This is a genomic window from Microbacterium sp. (assembly GCF_044508325.1).
Lineage (GTDB): Bacteria > Actinomycetota > Actinomycetes > Actinomycetales > Microbacteriaceae > Microbacterium.
In genome coordinates this window covers 236,654-256,650 of record NZ_JBIQHX010000001.1, presented here as the reverse complement: position 1 = coordinate 256,650, position 19,997 = coordinate 236,654, and the positions used below count along the sequence as shown (strand labels likewise).

Below are 19,997 nucleotides of genomic sequence, written 5' to 3'. Positions count from 1 at the left end.
CAGCCATCACGCGCCGACCCGAGAAAGGCCCGCATGATCCGCACCGCCGCCGCACTCCGTCCCGCCCGCACCGGAGCCGCCCTTGCCGGCGTCGCCGGCCTGCTCGCACTGGCCGCGTGCGCGCCCGCGACGGACACCGCCGACCCCGACCGCACCGTCCCGCCCGCCGACGCCGGCACCGACGGAGGCAGCACAGGTCCGGTGGCGGCGGGCTCCTACGCCGACGGCACCTACACCGCCGAAGGCACCTACGCGACGCCGGAGTCGATCGAGACCGTCCGGGTGACCGTGACGCTGCAGTCGGACACGATCACGTCGGTCGAGGTGGTGGGCAATCCGCAGAAGTCCGAGTCGCGGGAGTACCAGGGCGAGTTCATCGGCGGCATCGCCGCCGAGGTCGTCGGAAGGCACATCGACGAGTTGTCGGTCCACCGGGTCGCCGGATCCTCGCTGACCAGCGGCGGCTTCAACAGCGCCATCGAGCTGATCAAGCAGCAGGCGACGGGCTAGCCGATGGCGGCGGGGTCGATGTGGCGCTTCGACGCGATCGGCACCGTCTGGGAGATCGAGACCTCCGCACCGCTCGATGATCCTGCACGGCAGGCCGTCCGGTCGCTCATCGACGCCTTCGACCGGGACTGGTCGCGCTTCCGTCCCGACTCGCTCGTGTCGGCGCTGGCCCGCGGTGCCGGGGCTGTCGCCGCGCCGCCCGACACCGCCGCCATGCTCGACGCCTATGCCGCCCTGGCGGACGCGACCGGCGGTGCGGTCAACCCTCTGGTGGGCGCCTCCCTGGAGCGGCTCGGGTACGACGCCGACGTCACGCTCACCGCGGCGGGAGCGCCCCTTGCCGCACCGCGCGACTGGCGGCGGCAGCTGGTCTGGACGCCCGATCGGATCACGCTCTCCGAACCCGCCCTCCTCGACGTGGGCGCCCTCGGCAAGGGGCGTCTCGTCGACCGGGTGCTCGCGGTCATCGCAGAGCGGACCGAGGGGGACGTGGTGGTGGATGCCGGCGGCGACCTCGTCGCCCGCGGGGCGCCGGTGCGCGTCGCGCTGGAGCATCCCTACGATCCCGCCCGCGCGATCGGCGTCGTCGAGGTGGCGGACGCCGCGCTGTGCGCATCGGGGTCGAATCGGCGCGCCTGGGGGGACGGTCTGCACCATGTGCTCGACGCCCGCACGGGGGAGCCGGTGCGGACGGTGGTGGCCACCTGGGCGCTGTGCGACTCGGCGATGCGCGCCGACGCGATCGCGACGGCGCTGTTCTTCGACGGCGGAGAGCGCCTGGCCGCGCAGTGGGGCGCGGATTGGGTGCGCATGTTCTCCGACGGGCGCGCGGAGTGGTCGCCGGGCTGCCCGGCCGAGGTGTTCGTCCGGGCCGGTTAGCGTAGAGACCATGAGCTCGGTCGCCTTCCTCTCCGCCCCGTGGAACCGCGTCCTGCGGGTGCTCGGCCAGGTCTCGATGTACCGGCTCGTGCTGCTGTCCCTGGCAGGGCTCGCGCTCGTCGCATTCGTCCTGTCGCTGTTCGGCCTGGTCCTTCCCGGACCGCTGGAGCTCGTCGTGTCGCTGGCGGTGCTGGTGGGGGTGGCTGCGGGCGTCGACACCGTGGCGCAGCGGGCGCTGCGCCTGCCGCACCGCTATGAGTCGTCGATCATCACCGGGCACATCCTCCTGTTCGTGCTGCGGCCCACGCTCGAGCCGTGGGGACTGGCGGGCATCGCGCTGGCGGCGTTGGCGGCGTCCTCGTCCAAGTACGTCCTGGCCTGGCGCGGCCGTCACATCTTCAACCCCGCCGCGATCGGCGCCACGGTGCTGACGCTGCTGGCCCTGGCCTGGCCCGCCCTCGGCGTGCCCTCATGGTGGGTGGGCACGCCGGTGATGGCGGCGCCGGTGATCATCGCGGGAGTGACCGTGCTGTGGCGCACCGAGCGACTGCGGGTGGTCACCCTGTTCGTCGTGGTCGCCGTGGCGGTGGGCTTCTTCCGGGTCGCGGCGCAGTTCGATGCGGCGGGGCTGCCCGTGGACGCGCTGCAGCTGCTCAACGTCGTGCTGTGGTCGTCGCCGATCCTCTTCCTCGGCGCCTTCATGCTCTCGGAGCCGCTGACGCTGCCGCCACGACGGTGGCAGCAGTTCTGCGTGGCGGCGCTCGTGGGCGTGCTCGTGGGCTGGCCGATCGACCTGGGAGTGCTGAGCCTCGGCCAGGAGCGGGCGCTGCTGATCGGCAACCTGCTCGCTTTCGCCTTCACGGTGCGCACGGCCGTGCGGGTGACGCTGGAGAGCCGATCGGATGTCACCGGCACGGTGCGCCGGCTCACCTTCCGCGCCTCACGGCCGGTCCGGTTCCTCCCCGGCCAGTACCTCGAGCTGGACGTGCCGCACCGCCGCCCGGATGCCCGCGGGACGCGCCGCGAGTTCAGCATCGTCTCGGCGCCCGAGGACCTGCCCGAGATCGCCATCGCGTTCCGCGAGAACGCCGGGGCCAAGCCCTCCAGCTACAAGCGGGCCCTCGCCGGCGTGCACGCCGGCGACCGGCTCGCGGTCACGGGCGTGTGGGGAGACTTCGTGCTCCCTCGACGTCACGGGGCGCCCGTGCTGATGGTGGCGGCGGGCATCGGCGTGACGCCGTTCGTATCGCAGCTGCGCCACCTGCGGCTCGCGCAGGAGGACCGCGACGTCGTGCTCGTGTACGTCGCCTCGGATGCCTCCGAGCTCGCCTTCCGCGACGAGCTGGAGGCATCCGGCATGCCGGTCGTCGTCTTCACCCGCGACCGCCCCGAGAACCTGCCCGGGAACTGGACGTGGGCACGGGGGGTGCGGCTGGACGCGGCGGGACTGGCCGACGTGGTGCCCGACATCGCGGCGCGGCACGCCTACATCTCGGGGCCTCCCGGGCTCATCGCAGACCTGGCCCCCGCGCTCGCCAAGGCGCGATCGGTCACGACGGACGCGTTCTCGGGCTACTGATCCGGCTCGGCGGGCCGGGCCGCGGGCAGGCGCACGGTGAACGTCGTGTCGCCGGGCTCGCTCGCGACCGTCACCGAGCCGTGGTGGGCGTCCACGATCGCCTTCACGATCGACAGCCCCAGTCCCGTGCCCCCGGTCGCGCGGGCGCGCGAGCGGTCCGCGCGCGCGAAGCGCTCGAACAGCTCGCCGGCGATCGCCGGGTCGACGCCGGGGCCGTCATCGTGCACGCGGAGCACGGCATCCGACCCCATCCGCTCCAGACTCACCGTCACCGTCGTTCCCGCGGGGGTGTGCGTGCGGGCGTTGGCCAGCAGGTTCGACACCACTTGGGTCAGCCGCGCCGCGTCTGCGGCGACCACGACCGGCTCCTCGGCGAGGTCGAGGCCCCAGGAGTGGTCGGGGCCGGCCGCGCGCGCATCGCCGACCGCCTCGATCACCAGACGGCTCACATCGACCGAGCCGTATACGAGCTCCTGGCCCTCGTCGAGCCGGGCGAGCAGCAGCAGGTCCTCCACGAGCGCGGTCATGCGCACCGACTGCGCCTGGATCCGCTCCAGCGACGCCTCGGTGCCTTCCGCGGGGGCGCCCTGCTGGAGCGCCCGCAGCGAGAGCTCGGAGTACCCGCGGATCGACGACAGGGGCGTGCGCAGCTCGTGGCTCGCGTCCGCGACGAAGCGCCGCATCCGCTCCTCGTTGCGCTGCCGCGCCTCCAGCGACGAGCCGACGTGGTCGAGCAGGGTGTTCAGCGCCGCGCCCACCCGCCCGATCTCGGTGCGCTCGTCGGACTCGGCAGGCGGCACGCGCTCGGCGATCGACACCTCCCCGCGCGCGAGGGGCAGCGCGGCCACCCGCGCAGCGGTGTCCGCGACGGCGCGCAGAGGCCGCAGCCCCATGCGGATGACCACGATGATCGCTCCGGCGAGCACCACCAGGCCCGCGGCGGTGACCAGGCCCACGGTCACCAGCATCGCGCCGATCGTCTCGTTCACCCCGCGCAGGGGCAGGCCCGCGATGCCGCTGATCAGGGCGGTGGGCCACGCCACGGACGTGATCCGGTATCCGCCCAGGCCTGTGAGGGTCACGTCGTGGCGGCCGCTGTGCACGGCATTCTGCAGCTGGTCCTGCTGGGTCTCGGTGAGACTCGTGACCACGCCGTCGGCATCGACCACCGCAGCGCTGACGGCGCCGTCGGCGCTGCGCAGCACGAGGAGGAAGCCGTAGGGTGCCCGGCTGCCGGCGAGGGCCTCGTGGGCGGTGAGCGCCTGCGGGGGGAAGCCGGGGGAGAACAGCTGCACGGAGCGCGCGGTGGACGCGATCTCGCTGTCCAGGCCCTGCTTGAGGACGCTCCCCAGGATGGTGCTCGTCGCGGCGGCGACCACGACCAGCAGCAGGCCGACGATGCCGATGACCGTGACGATGAGCCGGCTCTGCAGGCTCCAGGGCGCCCGTGTGCGAGCCGCCGTCGGCGGGGAGTCCGCGGCGCCGGCGGCCTCGGTCACTGCGGGGCCTTGATCATGTACCCGACGCCGCGCACGGTGTGGATCAGCGGAGTGCGGCCGTGATCGATCTTCTTGCGCAGGTACGAGATGTAGAGCTCCACGACGCTGGAGCGGCCGCCGAAGTCGTAGTTCCACACGCGATCGAGGATCTGCGCCTTCGAGACCACGCGGCGCTGGTTGCGCATGAGGAAGCGCAGCAGCTCGAACTCGGTCGCGGTGAGCTCGATCTCGTCGCCGGCGCGCTCCACCTCGTGCGAGTCCTCGTTGAGCGAGAGGTCTCCCACCCGAAGAGTGGGATCGACGTCGCCGGTCAGCGCGGTGCCCGCTCGGCGCATGAGACCGCGCAGCCGTGCGACGACCTCTTCGAGGCTGAACGGCTTGGTCACATAGTCGTCGCCGCCCGCCGTCAGCCCGGCCACGCGGTCTGCGACGGCGTCCTTCGCGGTGAGGAACAGCACCGGCACGTCGTTGCCCGTCTGACGCAGCCGCTGCAGCACCGCCATGCCGTCGAGGTCGGGCATCATGATGTCGAGCACCATGGCGTCGGGGTCGAAGTCCCGCACACCGTGCAGGGCCTCGAGGCCCGAGCCCGCGGTGCGAACCTCCCAGCCCTCCATGCGCAGCGCCATCGAGAGCAGATCGGTGAGCATCTGCTCGTCGTCGACGACGAGCACGCGCACGGGAGCGCCGTCGGGGCGGCGGAGGGCGGGTGCAGGGACGGCGGCGGTCATGCCCCCATTGTGAAGGCCGTTCTATGAGTTTCCTATGGAGGACGCTATGCGCCGGCTGTGAAGCCCGGCGTCACGGCGCCTCGATCTCGGTGCGGTCGCCGGACCAGAGCGTGTGGAACACGCCGGGCCGGTCGGTGCGCCGGTACGTGTGCGCGCCGAAGAAGTCGCGCTGTCCCTGGATGAGCGCGGCGGGCAGCCGGTCGGCGCGCAGCCCGTCGTAGTAGGCCAGCGACGACGAGAAGGCGGGGGTGGGGATGCCGGCGCTCGCCGCGTACGCGACGGTGCGACGCCATGCGTCCTGGCCACGGGCGAGCGCCTCCTCGAAGTACGGCGCCGTCAGCAGCACCGGGAGGTCCGGCTGGGCGGCGTAGGCGTCGGCGATGCGGCCCAGGAACTGGGCGCGGATGATGCAGCCGGCCCGCCAGATCCGCGCGATCGCGCCGAGATCGATGTCCCAGCCGTACTGCGCGGCGCCGGCGCGGATCTCGTCGAAGCCCTGGCTGTACGCGACGATCTTCGACGCGAACAGGGCGAGTCGCACGTCCTCGATGAAGCGATCCGGATCCTCGGCCGGTTCGTCCCCGCCCCCGGTCCCGTTCCCGCTCCCCGAGCCTGTCGAGGGACCGGGCAGGCCGCGCGCCGCCGTCCGCTGCCCGGGGTGCGACGACAGCGCCCTCGCGAACACGGCCTCGGCGATGCCGGACACCGGCACGCCCAGGTCGATCGCCGTCTGCACCGTCCAGCCCCCGGTTCCCTTGGCGCCCGCCTGGTCGACGATGACGTCCACGAGCGGAGCGCCGGTGGCCGCATCCGTCTGGCGCAGCACCTCGGCGGTGATCTCGATGAGGTAGGACTCCAGCTCGCCGCGGTTCCACTCGGCGAACACGTCGGCGATCTCGGCCGGCGTCTTCCCGGTGCCGCGGCGGATGAGGTCGTAGGCCTCGGCGATCAGCTGCATGTCGGCGTACTCGATGCCGTTGTGCACCATCTTCACGAAGTGCCCGGCGCCGTCGTGACCGACGTGGGTGACGCACGGCTCGCCGTCGGCGACGGCCGCGATCGAGTGCAGGATCGGGCCGAGGGTGGCCCAGGACTCGTCCGGCCCGCCGGGCATCAGCGACGGACCCAGCAGCGCGCCCTCCTCACCGCCGGAGACGCCCATGCCCACGAAGTTGACCCCCGTGGCGCGCACCGCCTTCTCCCGCCGGATGGTGTCGGTGAACAGCGCGTTGCCGCCGTCGACGATGATGTCACCGGGCTCGAACACCGCCAGCAGGTCGTCGATCACCGCATCCGTCGGCGCGCCGGCCTTCACCATGACGATCGCGGTGCGCGGCCTGCGCAGCGCGGCGGCGAACTCCGCGTACGATCCGGTGGGCACGAAGCCGGCCTCCGGGTGCTCGGCGACCAGCTCGTCGGTCCTGGCGCGCGTGCGGTTGAACACCGCCACCGTGTTGCCCTCCCGGCTCGCGAGGTTGCGGGCCAGGTTCGAGCCCATCACCGCCAGCCCGACGACGCCGATGTTCGCAGCTGGCTCGGTCATGGTGCACTCCTCATACCGTGATGCTCCGTGGGGGAGGGGACAGGTCCAGCCTAGGGTCAGACGTCGTCGCCGACGTGACGGCGGATCCATGACGCGGCGGCGGCGGCGATCTCGGCGACCGGAGGTGTGACGTCGATGGTCACACCGGCCTCATCGGGCTCGAGCGGCTCGAGCACCGCGAGCTGGGACGGCAGCAGGGAGGGCGGCATGTAGTGCCCCTTCCGGGCGGCCGCGCGGGCGGCGAGCAGCTCCGGCGGTCCGGTGAGGTGGACGAACAGCGCGGTCGGCGCGTGCTCGCGCAGGCGGTCGCGATAGGCGCGGCGCAGCGCCGAGCACGCCATGACCGGGCCTTCGCCCATCGACCCCGCCCCGAGCTCGCGTCCCACGGTATCCAGCCACGACCACCGGTCCGCGTCGGTCAGGGGCCGACCCCTCGCCATCTTCGCGATGTTCTGCGGCGGGTGGAGAGCATCGGCGTCCCGCCACGGGACGCCGAGGATGCCGGCGAGGCTCTCGGCGACGCTCGACTTTCCGGCCGCCGACACACCCATGACGACGACGGGCGGTGTGAGGCGGTGCGGCACCCGGTCAGTTCTTGCGGTAGTTCTGCCGCCCCAGGAACCAGAACGAGAGGACCACGCCGATCGTCCCGACGACGCCGATCGCCGCGACGACCCACAGCACGATGTGGGACAAGAAGCCGTAGTCCATGGGTCCTCCGATGTGCCAGACGGTGCGTCTTCATCGTAGCGGGGCCGCTGGTAGACTGTGGGATCGAACTTCGGCGAGGGATGCCACGGGCATCCGTGATCGACGCGGTCGGCAGGCTTCACGGCCTTCCTCACGCGTGTGCGTTCGAGTCGAAGACCACAGACCACATACACAGGGCTCCTGCGCGACCGCGGGCGCCGCAAGGAGAATCCACATGTCGACCGACACCGACAACAAGGTCCACGCCGAGCCGCGCGAGCAGTTCGGGAAGGGCTTCGCCCGGCGCCTGCGCGCGGCCGGCAAGATCCCCGCCGTCATCTACGGCCACGGCTCAGAGCCCGTCCATGTCGCCCTGCCCGGTCACCAGGTCTCGCTGCTCGTGCGGCGCGCCAACGCGGTGCTCGAGCTCGACGTGGCCGGCAAGGAGCAGCTCGCGCTGGTCAAGGACGTGCAGAAGGACCCGGTGCGCCAGATCATCGAGCACATCGACCTGCTCGTCGTGAAGAAGGGCGAGAAGGTCCAGGTGGAGGTCCCGGTCCTCATGGTCGGCGAGCCCTTCTCGGGCACCATCGCGACCCTCGACAACACCACGGTGCGACTCGAGGTCGAGGCGACGAACATCCCCGAGCACGTCGAGGCCGACGTCGAGGGCCTCGAGGACGGCACGCACATCACCGCCGCCGACCTCGTGCTGCCCAAGGGCGCGACGCTGCTGGACGAGCCCGACCTGCTCTTCGTCGCCGTGTCGATCCCGACGGTCGCCGCCGAGCCTGAGGAGGAGGCCGCCGAGGCCGAGGCCGCCGAGGCTGCTGCCGAGCCGGCCGCGGAGGCCGCCGAGGAAGCCGCGGCCGAGTAAGGCGGCGGCTCCCCGGCGATGGCGCAGACGTGGCTCGTGGTCGGGCTCGGCAATCCCGGCCCGCGCTACGAGCTGACCCGGCACAACATCGGGCAGCTCGTGCTCGACGAGCTCGCCGAGCGCCGCGGTGAGCGCTTCAGGGCGCACAAGGCGAACGCGCGCGTGGCCGAGACGTGGCTGCGCCCCGGCGACGCCAAGCTGGTGCTGGCCAAGCCAAACTCGTTCATGAACGTGTCGGGCGGGCCGGTCGCGGCGCTCGCGAAGTTCTACGGGGTCGAACCGGAACGGGTGATCGTCGTGCACGACGAGCTCGACATCCCGTTCGACTCGGTCAAGCTCAAATCCGGAGGCGGGCACGGCGGCCACAACGGGGTGCGAGACGTGGCCAAGGCGCTCGGCACCCCCGACTTCCCGCGGGTGCGGGTGGGCATCGGCCGGCCCGCCGGACGTCAGGATCCCGCCGACTGGGTGCTCGATCCGTTCAGCTCCGCCGAGCGCGGTCAGCTGCCGCTGGTGATCGGCGACGCGGCGGACGCGGTCGAGCTGCTCGTGGACGAGGGACTGATCGCGGCGCAGCAGAAGCACCACGCGCCGCGCGTGTGAGCGATGGCGTGACGCGCGTCAGACGCCGGTGAAGCCCCCCGCCTCGATGCCGGCGCCCAATGCGAGCACCGTCGCCACGGCGAACACGATCGGCGCCAGCACGGCCACGACCACGGCCACGACGCCGGGCGCCCGGCCCCTGTTGCGCGCGATCGCGACGATGCCCTGCACGATGGCCCAGATGCCGAGGACCGTGCCGATCCAGAACGACAGCTCGCCGACGAGCACCCAGTCGCGCACCGGCGAGAGGATGCTCAGATCGAACTCGGATGCCGGGGGCCGGTCGACCAGTCGAGCCCCGGTGCCGGCGCCGATCCGGAAGGCCGCCACCGCGGCAAGGATCGGGGTGATCGCCGCCAGGCCCGCGACGATCACCGCGACGATTCCGAGCATGTTCGACGCACGCGCCGGCGGCGCCACCGCCGACGCGTACTGCGGGTGCACCGGGGCCAGGTACGGCGCGGCGTACGGGCCGCTGTAGGGGGCGACCGGCGGCGCCGTGGGAGGCGGCCCCGGCGGGTGCGGTGCCGGCGGCACCGGATGCTGCGGGTCGCTCATGCGCCCCATCTTCGCACGACGCTTCCGAGGCGCCGTAGACTCGTGCGGTGATGGTTTCCGGGATCGCGCGCGCCCTGGCGCAGGCCGAGACCCTCCAGGAGACGCTCGCCTCGGCATCCGTCGATGCCGACCTCTCGCTCGTCGAGGGGCTCGACGCCCCCGTGCTCGCGGCCCTGCTCGAGCGGCGCGCGCAGCGCGGAGCGCCGCCGGCCCTGCTCGCCGTGGCGCCCACCGGTCGACGTGCCGACGACATCGGCCCCGCGCTGGAGGCGCTGCTGCCCGGGTCGCTGGTGCTCCACCTGCCGGCGTGGGAGACGCTGCCGCACGAACGGCTGAGCCCGAGCGCCGAGACCGTGGGACGCCGACTCGACGTGCTCCGCCGGGTCGCCCTGTGGGGCCGGTCGCCCGCGCCCGAGCGGCCGCCGCTGGTGGTCACCACCTCGGTGCGCGGCGCGCTGCAGCCGCTGGCGGCAGGGCTCGCGGACGATCAGCCGCTCACGCTCGCCGTGGGCTCGCGCGGCCACGAGCTCGGCGAGATCGCGGCGCACCTCGTGCAGCGCGCCTATCTGCGGGTCGACATGGTGTCGCGGCGCGGCGAGTTCGCGGTGCGCGGCGGCATCCTCGACGTCTTCCCGCCCGCCGCCGACCACCCCTTCCGCATCGAGTTCTTCGGCGATGAGGTGGACCAGATCCGAGCGTTCTCGGTCGCCGACCAGCGGTCCCTGCCCGGCGACGTGCCCGCGGTCGAGCTGCTCGCCGCTCGCGAGCTGCTGCTGACCGATGCCGTGCGGCAGCGGGCGCGCGAGCTGACCGGCGAGCTGCCCGGGATCCGGGGGATGCTCGAGAAGATGGCCGAAGGCATCCCGGTCGAGGGCATGGAGTCCCTCATGCCGATCCTCGTGGAGCGGGTCGTGACCATCGCCGACTATCTGCCCGAGGGCGCCGCCGTCGCGCTGCTGGACCCGGAGCGGTCGGTGACGCGGGCGATCACGCTGTCCGAGACGAACCGCGAGTTCCTGGATGCCGCCTGGAGCGCCGCCGTCTCGGGGGCCGAGACGCCCATCGACCCCGCTTCGCTGCTCGCCCACCGCAGTGCGGGCGACTTCCTCACGCTTCCGCAGCTGCGGCAGGCGGCTGCCGATCGCGGCGGCGTGTGGTGGACGCTCAGCGCCTTCGACTCGGGCGCCGCCGATGCGGCCGCGGAGGGGCTGGATGTCGGCGAGGGCACCGCGATCCGGGTGGCCGCGGCCTCCGTCCCCTCCTTCCAGGGCAATGTGGAGGGCGCCACAGCCCATGTCGCAGAGCTCGTCGCGGACGGGTGGAGCGTCGTGGTGACCGCCTCGGGTGCCGGGCTGGCCGACCGCGCCCTCGATGTGCTCGCCGAGCGCGGCGTCGCCGCACGCCGGGTCGAGGACGTGCTCGAGCCGCCCGAGCGCGGCGTCGCCCTGGTCACCGCCGCGCCGCTGGAGCGCGGGTTCGAGGCTCCGGACGCGAAGCTGGCGGTGCTCACCGAGACCGAGTTCTACGGCCGCACCATCGGCTCCGACTCGCGGGTGGTCAGGCGGCTCGCGTCCAGGCGGCGCAACGTCGTCGACCCGCTGCAGCTCAAGCCCGGCGACTTCGTCGTGCACGCCACGCACGGCATCGGCCGGTTCGTCGAACTGACCCAGCGTGAGGTCTCCAGCGGCGGGCGCCACCCGGTCAAGAGCAAGCGGGAGTATCTGGTCCTGGAGTACGCGCCGTCCAAGCGCGGCTATCCGGGCGACAAGCTCTACGTGCCCACCGATCAGCTCGACCTGCTCTCGCGCTACGTCGGCGGCGAGTCGCCGACGCTGTCGAAGATGGGCGGCAGCGACTGGGCTGCGGCCAAGGGTCGTGCGCGCAAGGCGGTGCGCGACATCGCCGTCGAACTCGTGAAGCTGTACTCGGCCCGGATGGCGTCGAAGGGGTACGCGTTCGGCCCCGACACGCCCTGGCAGCGCGAGTTGGAGGAGGCGTTCCCGTTCGCCGAGACGCCCGATCAGCTGCAGACGATCGATGAGATCAAGGCCGACATGGAAAAGCCCATCCCGATGGACCGGCTGCTGTCGGGCGACGTCGGCTTCGGCAAGACCGAGGTCGCGGTGCGCGCCTCGTTCAAGGCCATCCAGGAGGGCAAGCAGGTCGCCATGCTCGTCCCGACGACGCTGCTGGTCAAGCAGCACCTGGAGACGTTCAGCGAACGTTTCGCCGGATTCCCGGTGAAGGTGCGCGCGCTGTCGCGGTTCCAGACCGACAAGGAGGCGCGGGACGTCGTCGCCGGCCTCGCCGACGGCACGATCGACATGGTCGTCGGCACGCACCGGATCCTGACCGAGAAGGTGCGCTTCAAAGACCTCGGCCTGCTGATCGTCGACGAGGAGCAGCGCTTCGGGGTCGAGCACAAGGACGCGCTGAAGAAGCTGAAGACGAACGTCGACATCCTCGCGATGAGCGCCACGCCCATCCCGCGCACCCTGGAGATGGCGGTCACCGGGATCCGCGAGATGTCGACCCTGCAGACCCCGCCGGAGGACCGGCATCCGATCCTCACCTACGTCGGGCCGCGCAACGAGAAGCAGATCGCCGCAGCGATCCGTCGCGAGCTGCTGCGCGAGGGCCAGGTGTTCTTCGTGCACAACCGGGTGAAGTCGATCCAGCGAGTAGCCGCCGAGCTGGCCGAGCTCGTGCCCGAAGCGCGCATCGCGGTGGCGCACGGGCAGATGGGCGAGCATCAGCTCGAGCAGGTCGTCGACGACTTCTGGGAGCGCCGGGCCGACGTGCTGGTGTCGACCACGATCGTGGAGACCGGTCTCGACATCTCGAACGCGAACACGATCATCATCGATCGCGCCGACAAGTACGGTCTGTCGCAGCTGCACCAGCTGCGCGGGCGGGTGGGGCGCGGGCGCGAGCGCGCGTACGCGTACTTCCTCTATGACGAGCAGAAGCCGTTGTCGGAGACGGCTGCGGACCGGCTGGAGACGATCGCCGTCAACAACGAGCTGGGCTCGGGCATGCAGGTCGCGCTCAAGGACCTCGAGATCCGCGGGGCGGGCAACCTGCTCGGCGCCGAGCAGGCGGGACACATCGCCGGCGTCGGCTTCGACCTCTATCTGCGGATGATCGGCGAGGCCGTCTCGGCGTTCCGGGGAGAGGATGTCGAGGGACCGGCCGAGCTGCGGCTGGAGCTGCCCGTGCAGGCGCGCATCCCCGAGGCGTACATCGACAGCGAGCGGCTGCGGCTGGAGGCGTACCAGAAGCTGTCGGCGGCCGCCGCGGCGTCGGCGAAGGACGACGCGATCGACCTCGTCGTCGACGAGCTGCGCGATCGGTACGGTGAGCCGCCGGCCGAGGTGGAGGGCCTGGTCGCGGTGGCGCGCCTGCGGCGACGCGCCGCGCGTGCAGGTCTTGCCGACGTCGTGGCCATGGGGCCGAACCTGCGCATCGCCCCGGCGCGCCTGCCCGACTCGATGCGGGTGCGGCTGCAGCGTCTGCACCCCAAGGCGAAGCTGCTGCAGGGCGGCGAGGCGCTGGTGCTGCCGCTGCCCACAGCCGGCGGCGAGCCGCTGCCGGACGCCGAGCTCATCGCCTGGACCGGTCAGCTGCTCGACCAGCTGTGGCCGGAGCCGGTGCCGGTCGCCGAGGACGCGCCGTGATCGGGCCGGTCGTCATCTCGTACTCCAGCGAGACCCCGCGGCACGATGCGCGGTTCGCCCGTGAGCTGCGCGACCTCGCCGCCGGCGCGGCGGCGGCCGCCGCGGATGTCGGCATCGACCTGCGCTGGGTCAATGCGGCTGCGGCGGATGCCGCCGCGGACGCGGTGACGGCCGGGGCGGCGGGTGTGATCGTGCTGGGGGGCGCAGATGTCGACCCGGCGCTGTACGGGCAGGCGCCCGCCGGTGCGCACGTGCGGTCGATGGATGCCGCCGCCGACATGTTCGAGTGCGAGCTGATGCGCCGTGCCCTCGACGCCGGCAGGCCGCTGCTGACGATCTGCCGCGGCATGCAGCTGCTGAACGTGGTGCTCGGCGGCACTCTCGTGCAGGATCTCGGCGAAGGCATCCACGTGCGCGACGACGTCCCGATGATCTCTCACCCTGTCCACGTGCACCCGGGGACGCGCCTCGCGGGCATCGTGGGAGCCGGAGCGCACGACATCCGCTCCGGTCATCACCAGGCCGTCGATCGCCTCGGTGCGGGCCTCGCGGTCAGCGCGACGGCGCCGGACGGCGTGATCGAGGCGGTCGAGCTGCCCGGTGCGTGGGTCGTGGGCGTGCAATGGCACCCCGAGGACGCGGGCGCCGATCCGGCGCCCTTCCGGTCGCTGCTCGCCGACTTCGCGCGCGCAGCGGCGGATGCCCCGCGCTCGGGCCCGGCACAGCGGACCCCTGCGTAGCCGCGGGCACGACTCGCGACACGCCGGATCGGGCGCCCTGCGCGGGCATACGGACACGCGCCCCCGGGGTCCATGACCCGGGGGCGCGTCGCGCGCAGGCGGCCTACACGCCCGCGCGCGCGTTCGCGCGCTCGAGGTCGACGAGGAAGCGCTTGACCTCGGGGTGGCGCCCGTACCGGCCGATGGAGCCGTCGGAGCGGACCACCCGATGCACCGGCACGACGAGGCTGATGGGCGTTCGCGCGCACGCGGTGCCGACTGCACGGGCAGCCCCCGGCGAGCCGGCGGAGATCGCCACCTCGCCGTACGCGGCCGTCTCGCCGTAGGGGATCTCGCAGATCGCCTGCAGGGCGGCGCGGGGGAAGCCGTGCGTGAGCGACCAGTCGATGTCGACGTCGAACGCGGTGCGCTCGCCGGCGAAGTACTCGCGCAGCTGCGCGGCGATGTGCTCGACCGCGGTGGGGTCGTGCACGGCGACCGCGCCCCGGCTCTGCATCACCGGCTCGAGCGTGTGCTCGGGCGGCGCTTCGTCGAACTCGAGGGCGAGAAGGCCCGCGTCGCCGACGGCGATGACAGCCGTTCCGACGGGGGTGGGCTCGGTTCCGAAGCGCAGCGGGGTCATGCGACCATCCTGTCGCGCCGAGGCGACGGCGCTGCCGCTCGGAGCCGGATCGGTGCAGAAACGCCTCGTCGGACCCGCTGTGCAGGAGCGGATGCGGCGACAACCTCCTGGTGGCGACGGCGTGTCGTGCAATCCGGCGAAACTCGGCGGGGATGCGGAGCGCGGGCACCGGGCCCGCCTAGTCTTGCGGGTGTGTGGCGAGCAGGGAGCGTCGTGACCGGCGCGGGAGACGAGATGTCCGCGGCGGCGGTGACCCCCGGAGATCTCGGCGTCGCCGAGTCGGACGCGCAGGTCGCCCATGCGGCCGACGCGGAGCGTGAGCGCCTGCGCGCCGAGGCCGCCGAACTGGGCGGGCGCTCGACGCTGCTGCAGTTCGCCGACGACCCCGAGTCGGGCATCGAGTTCACCAAGGCCCATCCCGGCAGCATCCCGCCGTTCATCACCGGCAAGTCGACCCTGCTGTCCAACCTGTTCCGCGACGAGGTGGCGCTGCGCACCGCCGGCATCGCGGCATCGCGCATCACCGCGAAGCACCTCGAATTGCGCACGGTGCGCGGCATCGACGCGGTGCACCTGGCCGTCGGCCTGGCGTCCTGGCGGATCGGCGGCCCGTCGTACACCGCGCCCGTGCTCCTGCGGCCCATGGCGATCCGCCGCCACCACGACGACTTCGAGGTGAAGCTGCACGGTGCCTTCACGGTGAACCCCGAGCTGGTGCGCGCCCTGCGCGAGCACTTCGGCATCGACCTCGACGGCGAGGCCCTGGCGCGGATCGCGCTGGCCGACGGCGTCTTCAAGCCGCAGCCGGTGATCGACCACCTCCGCGCGGTCACCTCGTCGATCGAGACCTTCAGCGTGCGGCCGCGGCTGGTCGCCTCCACGTTCGCCGACGTCGGAGCGCGCATGGCGCGGGATGCCGCCGATCTCGCGCATCCCGTCCTGGATGCCCTCGCCGGCCATGCGGCCGCGCGCGAGGAGGTGATGCAGGAGGAGCCTCTGCCGCCGCGCCGGGGACCCGACGAGCGCCCGCCCGCGTCGGACACGCTGCTGCTGGACGCCGACGCCGAACAGGAGGACGTGCTCGCGCGCATCGTGGCCGGGCAGTCGGTCGCGGTGCGCACACTCCCGGGCACCGGCGGCACCCAGACGATCATCAACGCCATCGGCGCGCTGGTCGAGGCCGGCCGGCGCGTGCTCGTCGTCAGCGCCCGTCGGTCGACGATCGACGGGGTGCGCCATCGCCTGGCGGGGATCGGGCTGCCCGGGCTCGCGGTCGCGCCGTCGAGTCTGCGCCGCGACCTCATCCGCGCGATCGGCCGCAACGAGAAGGCCGAGAAGCCCGCGCTGGCCGAGGTCGACGAGGCGCTGGTGCGACTGCGCGGCGTGCTCGTCGACTACCGCGAGGCGCTGACCGCGCGCGACGCGCGGCTGGGCGTCTCGGCGCTCGAGGCGCTGCGCACCCTCACCCAGCTGGCGGCGAAGGATCCGCCGCCGGCCACCTCCGCCCGCCTGGATGCCGTCACGCTGGAGTCGCTCGCCCAGGGGAGGGAGGCCGCCGCATCCGCCCTCGCCACCGCCGCGCGCCTGGGCGAGTTCCGCTTCGGGCCGGACGACTCCCCCTGGTACGGGGTGTCGTTCGCGACGTCGGAACAGGCGCGCGCCGCCCATGAGCTGGCGGTCCTGCTGCACCGCGACGAGCTCCCGCTGCTTCTGGAGCGGGCGTATGAGCTCATCGGCGGTACACGCATGCGCCCCTTCGCGACGATCGACGAACTCGGCGAGTACCTCGACCTGCTCGCGGGCATCCGCGACTGTCTCGACCGGTTCAGCCCCACTGTCTTCGAGCGTCCGCTCGCCGAGCTGATCCAGGCGCACGGCCCCCGCCGCGACGCGCCGCGCATGAGCGGCGGCACGCGCCGGCACCTGAAGCGGCTCTCCCGTGAATACGTCCGCCCCGGCGTGCACATCACCGACATGCACGAGTGGCTGCTGCGGATACAGCAGCTGCGCACCCGGTGGCAGCGCTACGTCGATGTGGGCACGGCGCCGGAGGTGCCTCTGGGGCTGGCCGATGTGCGCGCGCTCTGGCAGCGTGTGCACGACGATCTGGCCGAGCTCGACCGGCCGCTCGAGCGCACCGGCGCCGAAAGGCTCGCCGCCCGGCCCGTCGCCCAGCTCGTCCGCGTGCTGGCGGGACTGGCCGCCGAGTCCGCGTTCTTCGACAACCTGATCGAACGTGCGACGCTGCGCACCGAGCTGTCGGCGCTCGGCCTGGAGCCGCTGCTGACCGATCTCTCGATCCGGCACGTGCCGGAGGACCGCGTCGGCGACGAGCTCGAGTTCGCGTGGTGGCAGTCGGCGCTGGAGCACCTGCTGAGCACGCGGCGCGCCCTCCTGGGCGCGAACACCTCGGTCGTCGACCGGCTCGAACGCGACTTCCGCCTCGTCGACGAGGCGCACGCGTCCGCGTCGGGGCCGCTGCTGGCCTGGACGCTCGCGACCCGCTGGCGGATCGCCGTCGTCGACGAGCCGGAGGAGGCGGACGCGCTCAAGCGCGTGCTGCGCGCGACGCCGACGCCCGACGCCCTGTTCGCGGTGGCCCCCGCGCTGACCAGGGCACTCGTGCCGGTGTGGATCGCCTCCCCCTACGAGGTGCCGCTCATCCCCGCCGACGTGCGCTTCGACGCGGTCATCATCGCGGACGCTGCAGCCCTGTGCCTCGCCGAGGCGGCTCCGGCGCTGCGGCGCGCGGGACAGGTCGTCGTGTTCGGCGACCCGGTCACCCAGCGACCCACTCCCTTCGAGGTCGGCGCCGGGCCGGCGCCCGAGCCGGTCGCGGACGACCCGCTCCCGTTCGACGACGTCTCCGTGTTCCAGCGGCTGGGCGAGCTGTTCCCGACGCTGACCCTCACCCACAGCTACCGCGCCGGGGGAGAGGACCTCGCCTCTCTCGTCAACGACGCCTTCTACGACGGCGAGATCGTCTCGCTGCCGTGGGCGGGATCGTATCTCGGCCGCGGAAGCCTGAGCGTCGACTACGTCGAGGGAGGAGTCGGCGCACCCGATCCCGAGACCGGCGCGGTGGAGAGCCCGGAGGCGGAGGTCGCCCGCGTCGTCAGCCTCGTCGTCGAGCACGCGGTGAACCGGCCGACCGAGTCGCTCATGGTCGTCACCGCCAGCCGCCGGCACGCTGAACGGGTGCGTGCCGCGGTGATATCGGCGTTCGCCGGCCGGTCGGATGTCGCCGACTTCGTCTCGCGGGACACCGCGGAGACCTTCGCGGTGCTGACGCTGGAGGAGTCGGTCGCCGAGAGCCGTGACCGCGTCATCTTCTCGCTCGGCTTCGGCCTGACCAAGCACGGCCGCGTGCTCAGCGACTTCGGCGACCTGTCGTCGCCCGACGGCGACCGGCTGCTCACCGTCGGCATGACCCGCGCCCGCCGCTCCATGGTGATCGTGTCGTCGATCCGCCCCTCCGCCTTCGACGACGGGCGTCTGGAGCACGGCGCCCAGACGCTGATGACGATCCTCGGCGGCATCGCCGCCCGCGCCCGGGAGGCACGGCTCGAAGACCTCGCCGATCCGCTGACCCTGACGCTGGCCCGCGAGCTGCGGCGCCTGGGCGCCTCCGTGGATGTGGACTACCGCGGACTGCTGCCGCTGGTGGCCCAGCACGCCGGCAAGGCCGTCGTCGTGGAGAGCGATCCCGAGTCCCGCGGCGAGTCGCTGCGCGAGTCCCTGCGGCTGCGCCCCCAGGTGCTGCGGCGCCTGGGCTGGCACTATGTGCGGGTGCACGCCTTCGATCTGTACAGCGACCCGGCCGCGGTGGCTGCGCGCGTCGCCGGCATCCTCGGCATCCAGCCCGAGACGCCGACGGCCGACACCGACACGCAGCCCATCGCCGTCATCGACGAATGAACGACGAGCCGGCCGCGCCGCGGCAGCGCATCGTGCGCTCGCGGCACGGCCGCCGCGCCCAGCTCACGCCCGCGCCCGGCACGACCTCGGAGCCGCCGGCCCCGGACGACGAGGAGCCGGATGCCGCGGCCGCACGGGACGACGGGGCATCCGGCCCCAACGACGAGCGGATGCGGCGCGAGAAGCCGCCGCACTACTGATCTGCGCGGCCGCTCGGCGCCGGTCAGGAGCTCTGCTTCTCGAGCAGGTCGCGGATCTGCACGAGGAGCTGCTGTTCGCTGGGCAGCTCGGCCTCGTCGACGACCCCGGCCTTCGCAGCCTGCCGCTCCTTCAGCTTGTTCATGGGGTACACGAACACGAAGTAGACGACGAGCGCGACGGCGAGGAAGTTGATGATCGCGCCGATGACGGCTCCGACCGCGAAGACGCCGATCGTCAGGTCGTTGAGCGAGTCGGCCTGGAAGAACAGCCCGATGAGCGGGTTGATGATGCCGTCCACGAACGCGTTGACCACCAGCGTGAACGCAGCGCCGATGACGACGGCCACGGCAAGGTCGATGACGTTGCCGCGCATGATGAATTCCTTGAAGCCCTTGATCATGCGAACCCCTCCGGTCTCCGGCGTGCGCCGGTCACGAACCCGACGATGCGGGCGAGGCCTTCGCCTCGGTCTTCGATCCTGTCGGACTCGGGCTCGGTGCGCCACCGTTTCCGGTGCCGCCGGCATCCCCGCCCCCCTTCGCACCGGAGCCGCCGCGCGCGTCCGCCCGCGAGTCGGTGCGGTAGAAGCCCGAGCCGTTGAAGGTGACCCCGATCGAGCCGTACTCCTTGCGCAGCGGTCCGGTGCACACGGGGCACTCGGTCAGCGCCGGCTCGCTGAAGGACTGCACGGCGTCGAAGCGGTGCCCGCACTGCTTGCAGGCGTAGGCGTAGGTGGGCATAGGGGCCTTTCGGATATCAGCGCGCCTCGCGCGCGATCGGGATCGTGCGAGTGGGGGTCACGACGCCGTCGACGCGCTCGTCCTGCGCGTCCGACGGAACCTCGTCGACGAATTCGGAGTCGAACACGACCGCGTACACCGGCGGGCGCCGCTCCATCGAGCCGAGCGTCTTGTCGTAGTAGCCGCGCCCCCATCCCAGGCGCATGCCGGTGCGGTCGACCGCGGCGGCGGGGATGATCATGACGTCGACGTCGCCGACTGCGATCGGGCCGAGCACCTCGGCGACCGGCTCGGGCACGCCCAGCGCCGCCTCGACGACCTCCTGCCCCGGGTCGGAGACGACCCAGTCGAGCAGCCCGTCCGCGCGCATGATCGGCAGCAGAACACGGATGCCGCGCTCCATCGCGCCACGGATGAAGTCCCGGGTGCCCGGTTCGGTCGCCGTGGACAGGAAGCAGGAGACGGATCTCGCGCCGTGGGCCTCCACGAGCGCGTCCAGCTGCGCGGTGACACCGTCGGCGGCGGCGCGTCGCTGTGCGTCGGAGAGCAGCTGCCGACGTTCCCTCAGCTCGGCGCGCAGTGCGCGCTTGGCGTTGTCGACGTCGGACGGCATGCTCCGATTCTAGGCTC

General features: G+C 72.6%; 19 protein-coding genes. 9 read left to right on the top strand and 10 right to left on the bottom strand.

Annotated elements, in window-relative coordinates; genetic code table 11:
- Positions 1-33: 33 nt before the first annotated feature.
- Genes ACIWQI_RS01225 through ACIWQI_RS01215 form a run of 3 tightly spaced genes read left to right on the top strand, consistent with a single transcriptional unit; the run spans position 34 to position 2,968 of the window.
- Positions 34-510 carry a hypothetical protein gene (locus tag ACIWQI_RS01225; protein ID WP_396655235.1) on the top strand — a complete coding sequence of 159 codons (477 nt, stop codon included), beginning with the start codon at positions 34-36 and terminating at the stop codon, positions 508-510.
- 3 nt (positions 511-513) lie between these two features.
- On the top strand, positions 514-1,389 hold the full coding sequence (locus ACIWQI_RS01220; RefSeq protein WP_396655234.1) for an FAD:protein FMN transferase: 876 nt from the start codon (positions 514-516) through the stop codon (positions 1,387-1,389).
- 10 nt (positions 1,390-1,399) lie between these two features.
- The gene (locus ACIWQI_RS01215; RefSeq protein ID WP_396655233.1) at positions 1,400-2,968 is read left to right on the top strand and encodes an FAD-dependent oxidoreductase; all 1,569 of its coding nucleotides are present in this window, start codon (positions 1,400-1,402) and stop codon (positions 2,966-2,968) included.
- On the opposite strand, the gene ACIWQI_RS01210 is transcribed toward ACIWQI_RS01215, so the two are convergent.
- From ACIWQI_RS01210 to ACIWQI_RS01190, 5 genes are all read right to left on the bottom strand, one after another.
- Complete coding sequence (locus ACIWQI_RS01210) at positions 2,962-4,467, bottom strand: sensor histidine kinase (protein WP_396655232.1); 1,506 nt, start codon at positions 4,465-4,467, stop codon at positions 2,962-2,964. The two genes, ACIWQI_RS01215 and ACIWQI_RS01210, sit on opposite strands and share 7 nt — an antisense overlap.
- The gene (locus tag ACIWQI_RS01205) at positions 4,464-5,198 is read right to left on the bottom strand and encodes a response regulator transcription factor (RefSeq protein WP_396655231.1); all 735 of its coding nucleotides are present in this window, start codon (positions 5,196-5,198) and stop codon (positions 4,464-4,466) included. Before ACIWQI_RS01205 ends, ACIWQI_RS01210 begins: the two co-directional genes overlap by 4 nt.
- A 70-nt stretch (positions 5,199-5,268) precedes the next feature.
- Positions 5,269-6,741, bottom strand: a complete 1,473-nt coding sequence (gndA, locus tag ACIWQI_RS01200; RefSeq protein ID WP_396655230.1) for an NADP-dependent phosphogluconate dehydrogenase — start codon at positions 6,739-6,741, stop codon at positions 5,269-5,271.
- 56 nt (positions 6,742-6,797) lie between these two features.
- Positions 6,798-7,325: a gluconokinase gene (locus tag ACIWQI_RS01195; protein WP_396655229.1), complete on the bottom strand. Its 528-nt coding sequence runs from the start codon at positions 7,323-7,325 to the stop codon at positions 6,798-6,800.
- A gap of 4 nt (positions 7,326-7,329) precedes the next feature.
- The gene (locus ACIWQI_RS01190; RefSeq protein ID WP_396655228.1) at positions 7,330-7,452 is read right to left on the bottom strand and encodes a hypothetical protein; all 123 of its coding nucleotides are present in this window, start codon (positions 7,450-7,452) and stop codon (positions 7,330-7,332) included.
- A 214-nt stretch (positions 7,453-7,666) separates the two neighbouring features.
- Between ACIWQI_RS01190 and ACIWQI_RS01185 the strand changes: the two genes are divergently transcribed.
- Both ACIWQI_RS01185 and pth read left to right on the top strand, forming a co-directional pair.
- Entirely contained in the window at positions 7,667-8,308 is a 642-nt protein-coding gene (locus tag ACIWQI_RS01185) for a 50S ribosomal protein L25/general stress protein Ctc (RefSeq protein WP_396655227.1), read from the top strand.
- Positions 8,309-8,326: 18 nt separating this feature from the next.
- The gene (pth, locus tag ACIWQI_RS01180; protein WP_396655226.1) at positions 8,327-8,911 is read left to right on the top strand and encodes an aminoacyl-tRNA hydrolase; all 585 of its coding nucleotides are present in this window, start codon (positions 8,327-8,329) and stop codon (positions 8,909-8,911) included.
- 18 nt (positions 8,912-8,929) lie between these two features.
- Here pth and ACIWQI_RS01175 read toward each other — a convergent pair whose 3' ends face one another.
- Complete coding sequence (locus ACIWQI_RS01175; RefSeq protein WP_396655225.1) at positions 8,930-9,469, bottom strand: hypothetical protein; 540 nt, start codon at positions 9,467-9,469, stop codon at positions 8,930-8,932.
- 47 nt (positions 9,470-9,516) lie between these two features.
- On the opposite strand from ACIWQI_RS01175, the gene mfd reads away from it, so the two are divergent.
- Entirely contained in the window at positions 9,517-13,146 is a 3,630-nt protein-coding gene (gene mfd / locus ACIWQI_RS01170) for a transcription-repair coupling factor (protein ID WP_396655224.1), read from the top strand.
- Complete coding sequence (locus ACIWQI_RS01165) at positions 13,143-13,886, top strand: gamma-glutamyl-gamma-aminobutyrate hydrolase family protein (protein WP_396655223.1); 744 nt, start codon at positions 13,143-13,145, stop codon at positions 13,884-13,886. Before mfd ends, ACIWQI_RS01165 begins: the two co-directional genes overlap by 4 nt.
- Positions 13,887-13,989: 103 nt before the next feature.
- On the opposite strand, the gene ACIWQI_RS01160 is transcribed toward ACIWQI_RS01165, so the two are convergent.
- Complete coding sequence (locus ACIWQI_RS01160; protein ID WP_396655222.1) at positions 13,990-14,508, bottom strand: methylated-DNA--[protein]-cysteine S-methyltransferase; 519 nt, start codon at positions 14,506-14,508, stop codon at positions 13,990-13,992.
- A gap of 234 nt (positions 14,509-14,742) precedes the next feature.
- On the opposite strand from ACIWQI_RS01160, the gene ACIWQI_RS01155 reads away from it, so the two are divergent.
- Positions 14,743-18,426, top strand: coding sequence for an AAA family ATPase (locus ACIWQI_RS01155; RefSeq protein ID WP_396655296.1), 3,684 nt, complete (start codon positions 14,743-14,745; stop codon positions 18,424-18,426).
- Entirely contained in the window at positions 18,423-18,626 is a 204-nt protein-coding gene (locus ACIWQI_RS01150; RefSeq protein ID WP_396655220.1) for a hypothetical protein, read from the top strand. The genes ACIWQI_RS01155 and ACIWQI_RS01150 overlap by 4 nt, the downstream gene beginning before the upstream one ends.
- Positions 18,627-18,649: 23 nt before the next feature.
- Here the strand turns inward: ACIWQI_RS01150 and mscL are convergent, their stop codons facing one another.
- From mscL to ACIWQI_RS01135, 3 genes are read right to left on the bottom strand one after another with little or no spacing between them, the layout of a single operon-like run.
- Positions 18,650-19,027 (bottom strand): large conductance mechanosensitive channel protein MscL, encoded by a 378-nt coding sequence (gene mscL, locus ACIWQI_RS01145; protein WP_396655219.1) that lies wholly within the window; start codon positions 19,025-19,027, stop codon positions 18,650-18,652.
- A 31-nt stretch (positions 19,028-19,058) separates the two neighbouring features.
- Positions 19,059-19,367 carry an FmdB family zinc ribbon protein gene (locus tag ACIWQI_RS01140; protein WP_396655217.1) on the bottom strand — a complete coding sequence of 103 codons (309 nt, stop codon included), beginning with the start codon at positions 19,365-19,367 and terminating at the stop codon, positions 19,059-19,061.
- A 16-nt stretch (positions 19,368-19,383) separates the two neighbouring features.
- Positions 19,384-19,980, bottom strand: a complete 597-nt coding sequence (locus ACIWQI_RS01135; RefSeq protein WP_396655215.1) for a 5-formyltetrahydrofolate cyclo-ligase — start codon at positions 19,978-19,980, stop codon at positions 19,384-19,386.
- Between the last annotated feature and the right edge of the window lie 17 nt (positions 19,981-19,997).

Excerpts from the sequence above, each read along its gene's own strand:
- ACIWQI_RS01225 (WP_396655235.1), top strand. The coding sequence starts at position 34 with ATGATCCGCACCGCCGCCGCACTCCGTCCCGCCCGCACCGGAGCCGCC.
- ACIWQI_RS01220 (WP_396655234.1), top strand. The coding sequence starts at position 514 with ATGGCGGCGGGGTCGATGTGGCGCTTCGACGCGATCGGCACCGTCTGG.
- ACIWQI_RS01215 (WP_396655233.1), top strand. The coding sequence starts at position 1,400 with ATGAGCTCGGTCGCCTTCCTCTCCGCCCCGTGGAACCGCGTCCTGCGG.
- ACIWQI_RS01205 (WP_396655231.1), bottom strand. The coding sequence starts at position 5,198 with ATGACCGCCGCCGTCCCTGCACCCGCCCTCCGCCGCCCCGACGGCGCT.
- gndA (WP_396655230.1), bottom strand. The coding sequence starts at position 6,741 with ATGACCGAGCCAGCTGCGAACATCGGCGTCGTCGGGCTGGCGGTGATG.
- ACIWQI_RS01190 (WP_396655228.1), bottom strand. The coding sequence starts at position 7,452 with ATGGACTACGGCTTCTTGTCCCACATCGTGCTGTGGGTCGTCGCGGCG.
- ACIWQI_RS01185 (WP_396655227.1), top strand. The coding sequence starts at position 7,667 with ATGTCGACCGACACCGACAACAAGGTCCACGCCGAGCCGCGCGAGCAG.
- pth (WP_396655226.1), top strand. The coding sequence starts at position 8,327 with ATGGCGCAGACGTGGCTCGTGGTCGGGCTCGGCAATCCCGGCCCGCGC.
- ACIWQI_RS01175 (WP_396655225.1), bottom strand. The coding sequence starts at position 9,469 with ATGAGCGACCCGCAGCATCCGGTGCCGCCGGCACCGCACCCGCCGGGG.
- ACIWQI_RS01160 (WP_396655222.1), bottom strand. The coding sequence starts at position 14,508 with ATGACCCCGCTGCGCTTCGGAACCGAGCCCACCCCCGTCGGAACGGCT.
- ACIWQI_RS01155 (WP_396655296.1), top strand. The coding sequence starts at position 14,743 with ATGTCCGCGGCGGCGGTGACCCCCGGAGATCTCGGCGTCGCCGAGTCG.
- ACIWQI_RS01150 (WP_396655220.1), top strand. The coding sequence starts at position 18,423 with ATGAACGACGAGCCGGCCGCGCCGCGGCAGCGCATCGTGCGCTCGCGG.
- mscL (WP_396655219.1), bottom strand. The coding sequence starts at position 19,027 with ATGATCAAGGGCTTCAAGGAATTCATCATGCGCGGCAACGTCATCGAC.
- ACIWQI_RS01140 (WP_396655217.1), bottom strand. The coding sequence starts at position 19,367 with ATGCCCACCTACGCCTACGCCTGCAAGCAGTGCGGGCACCGCTTCGAC.
- ACIWQI_RS01135 (WP_396655215.1), bottom strand. The coding sequence starts at position 19,980 with ATGCCGTCCGACGTCGACAACGCCAAGCGCGCACTGCGCGCCGAGCTG.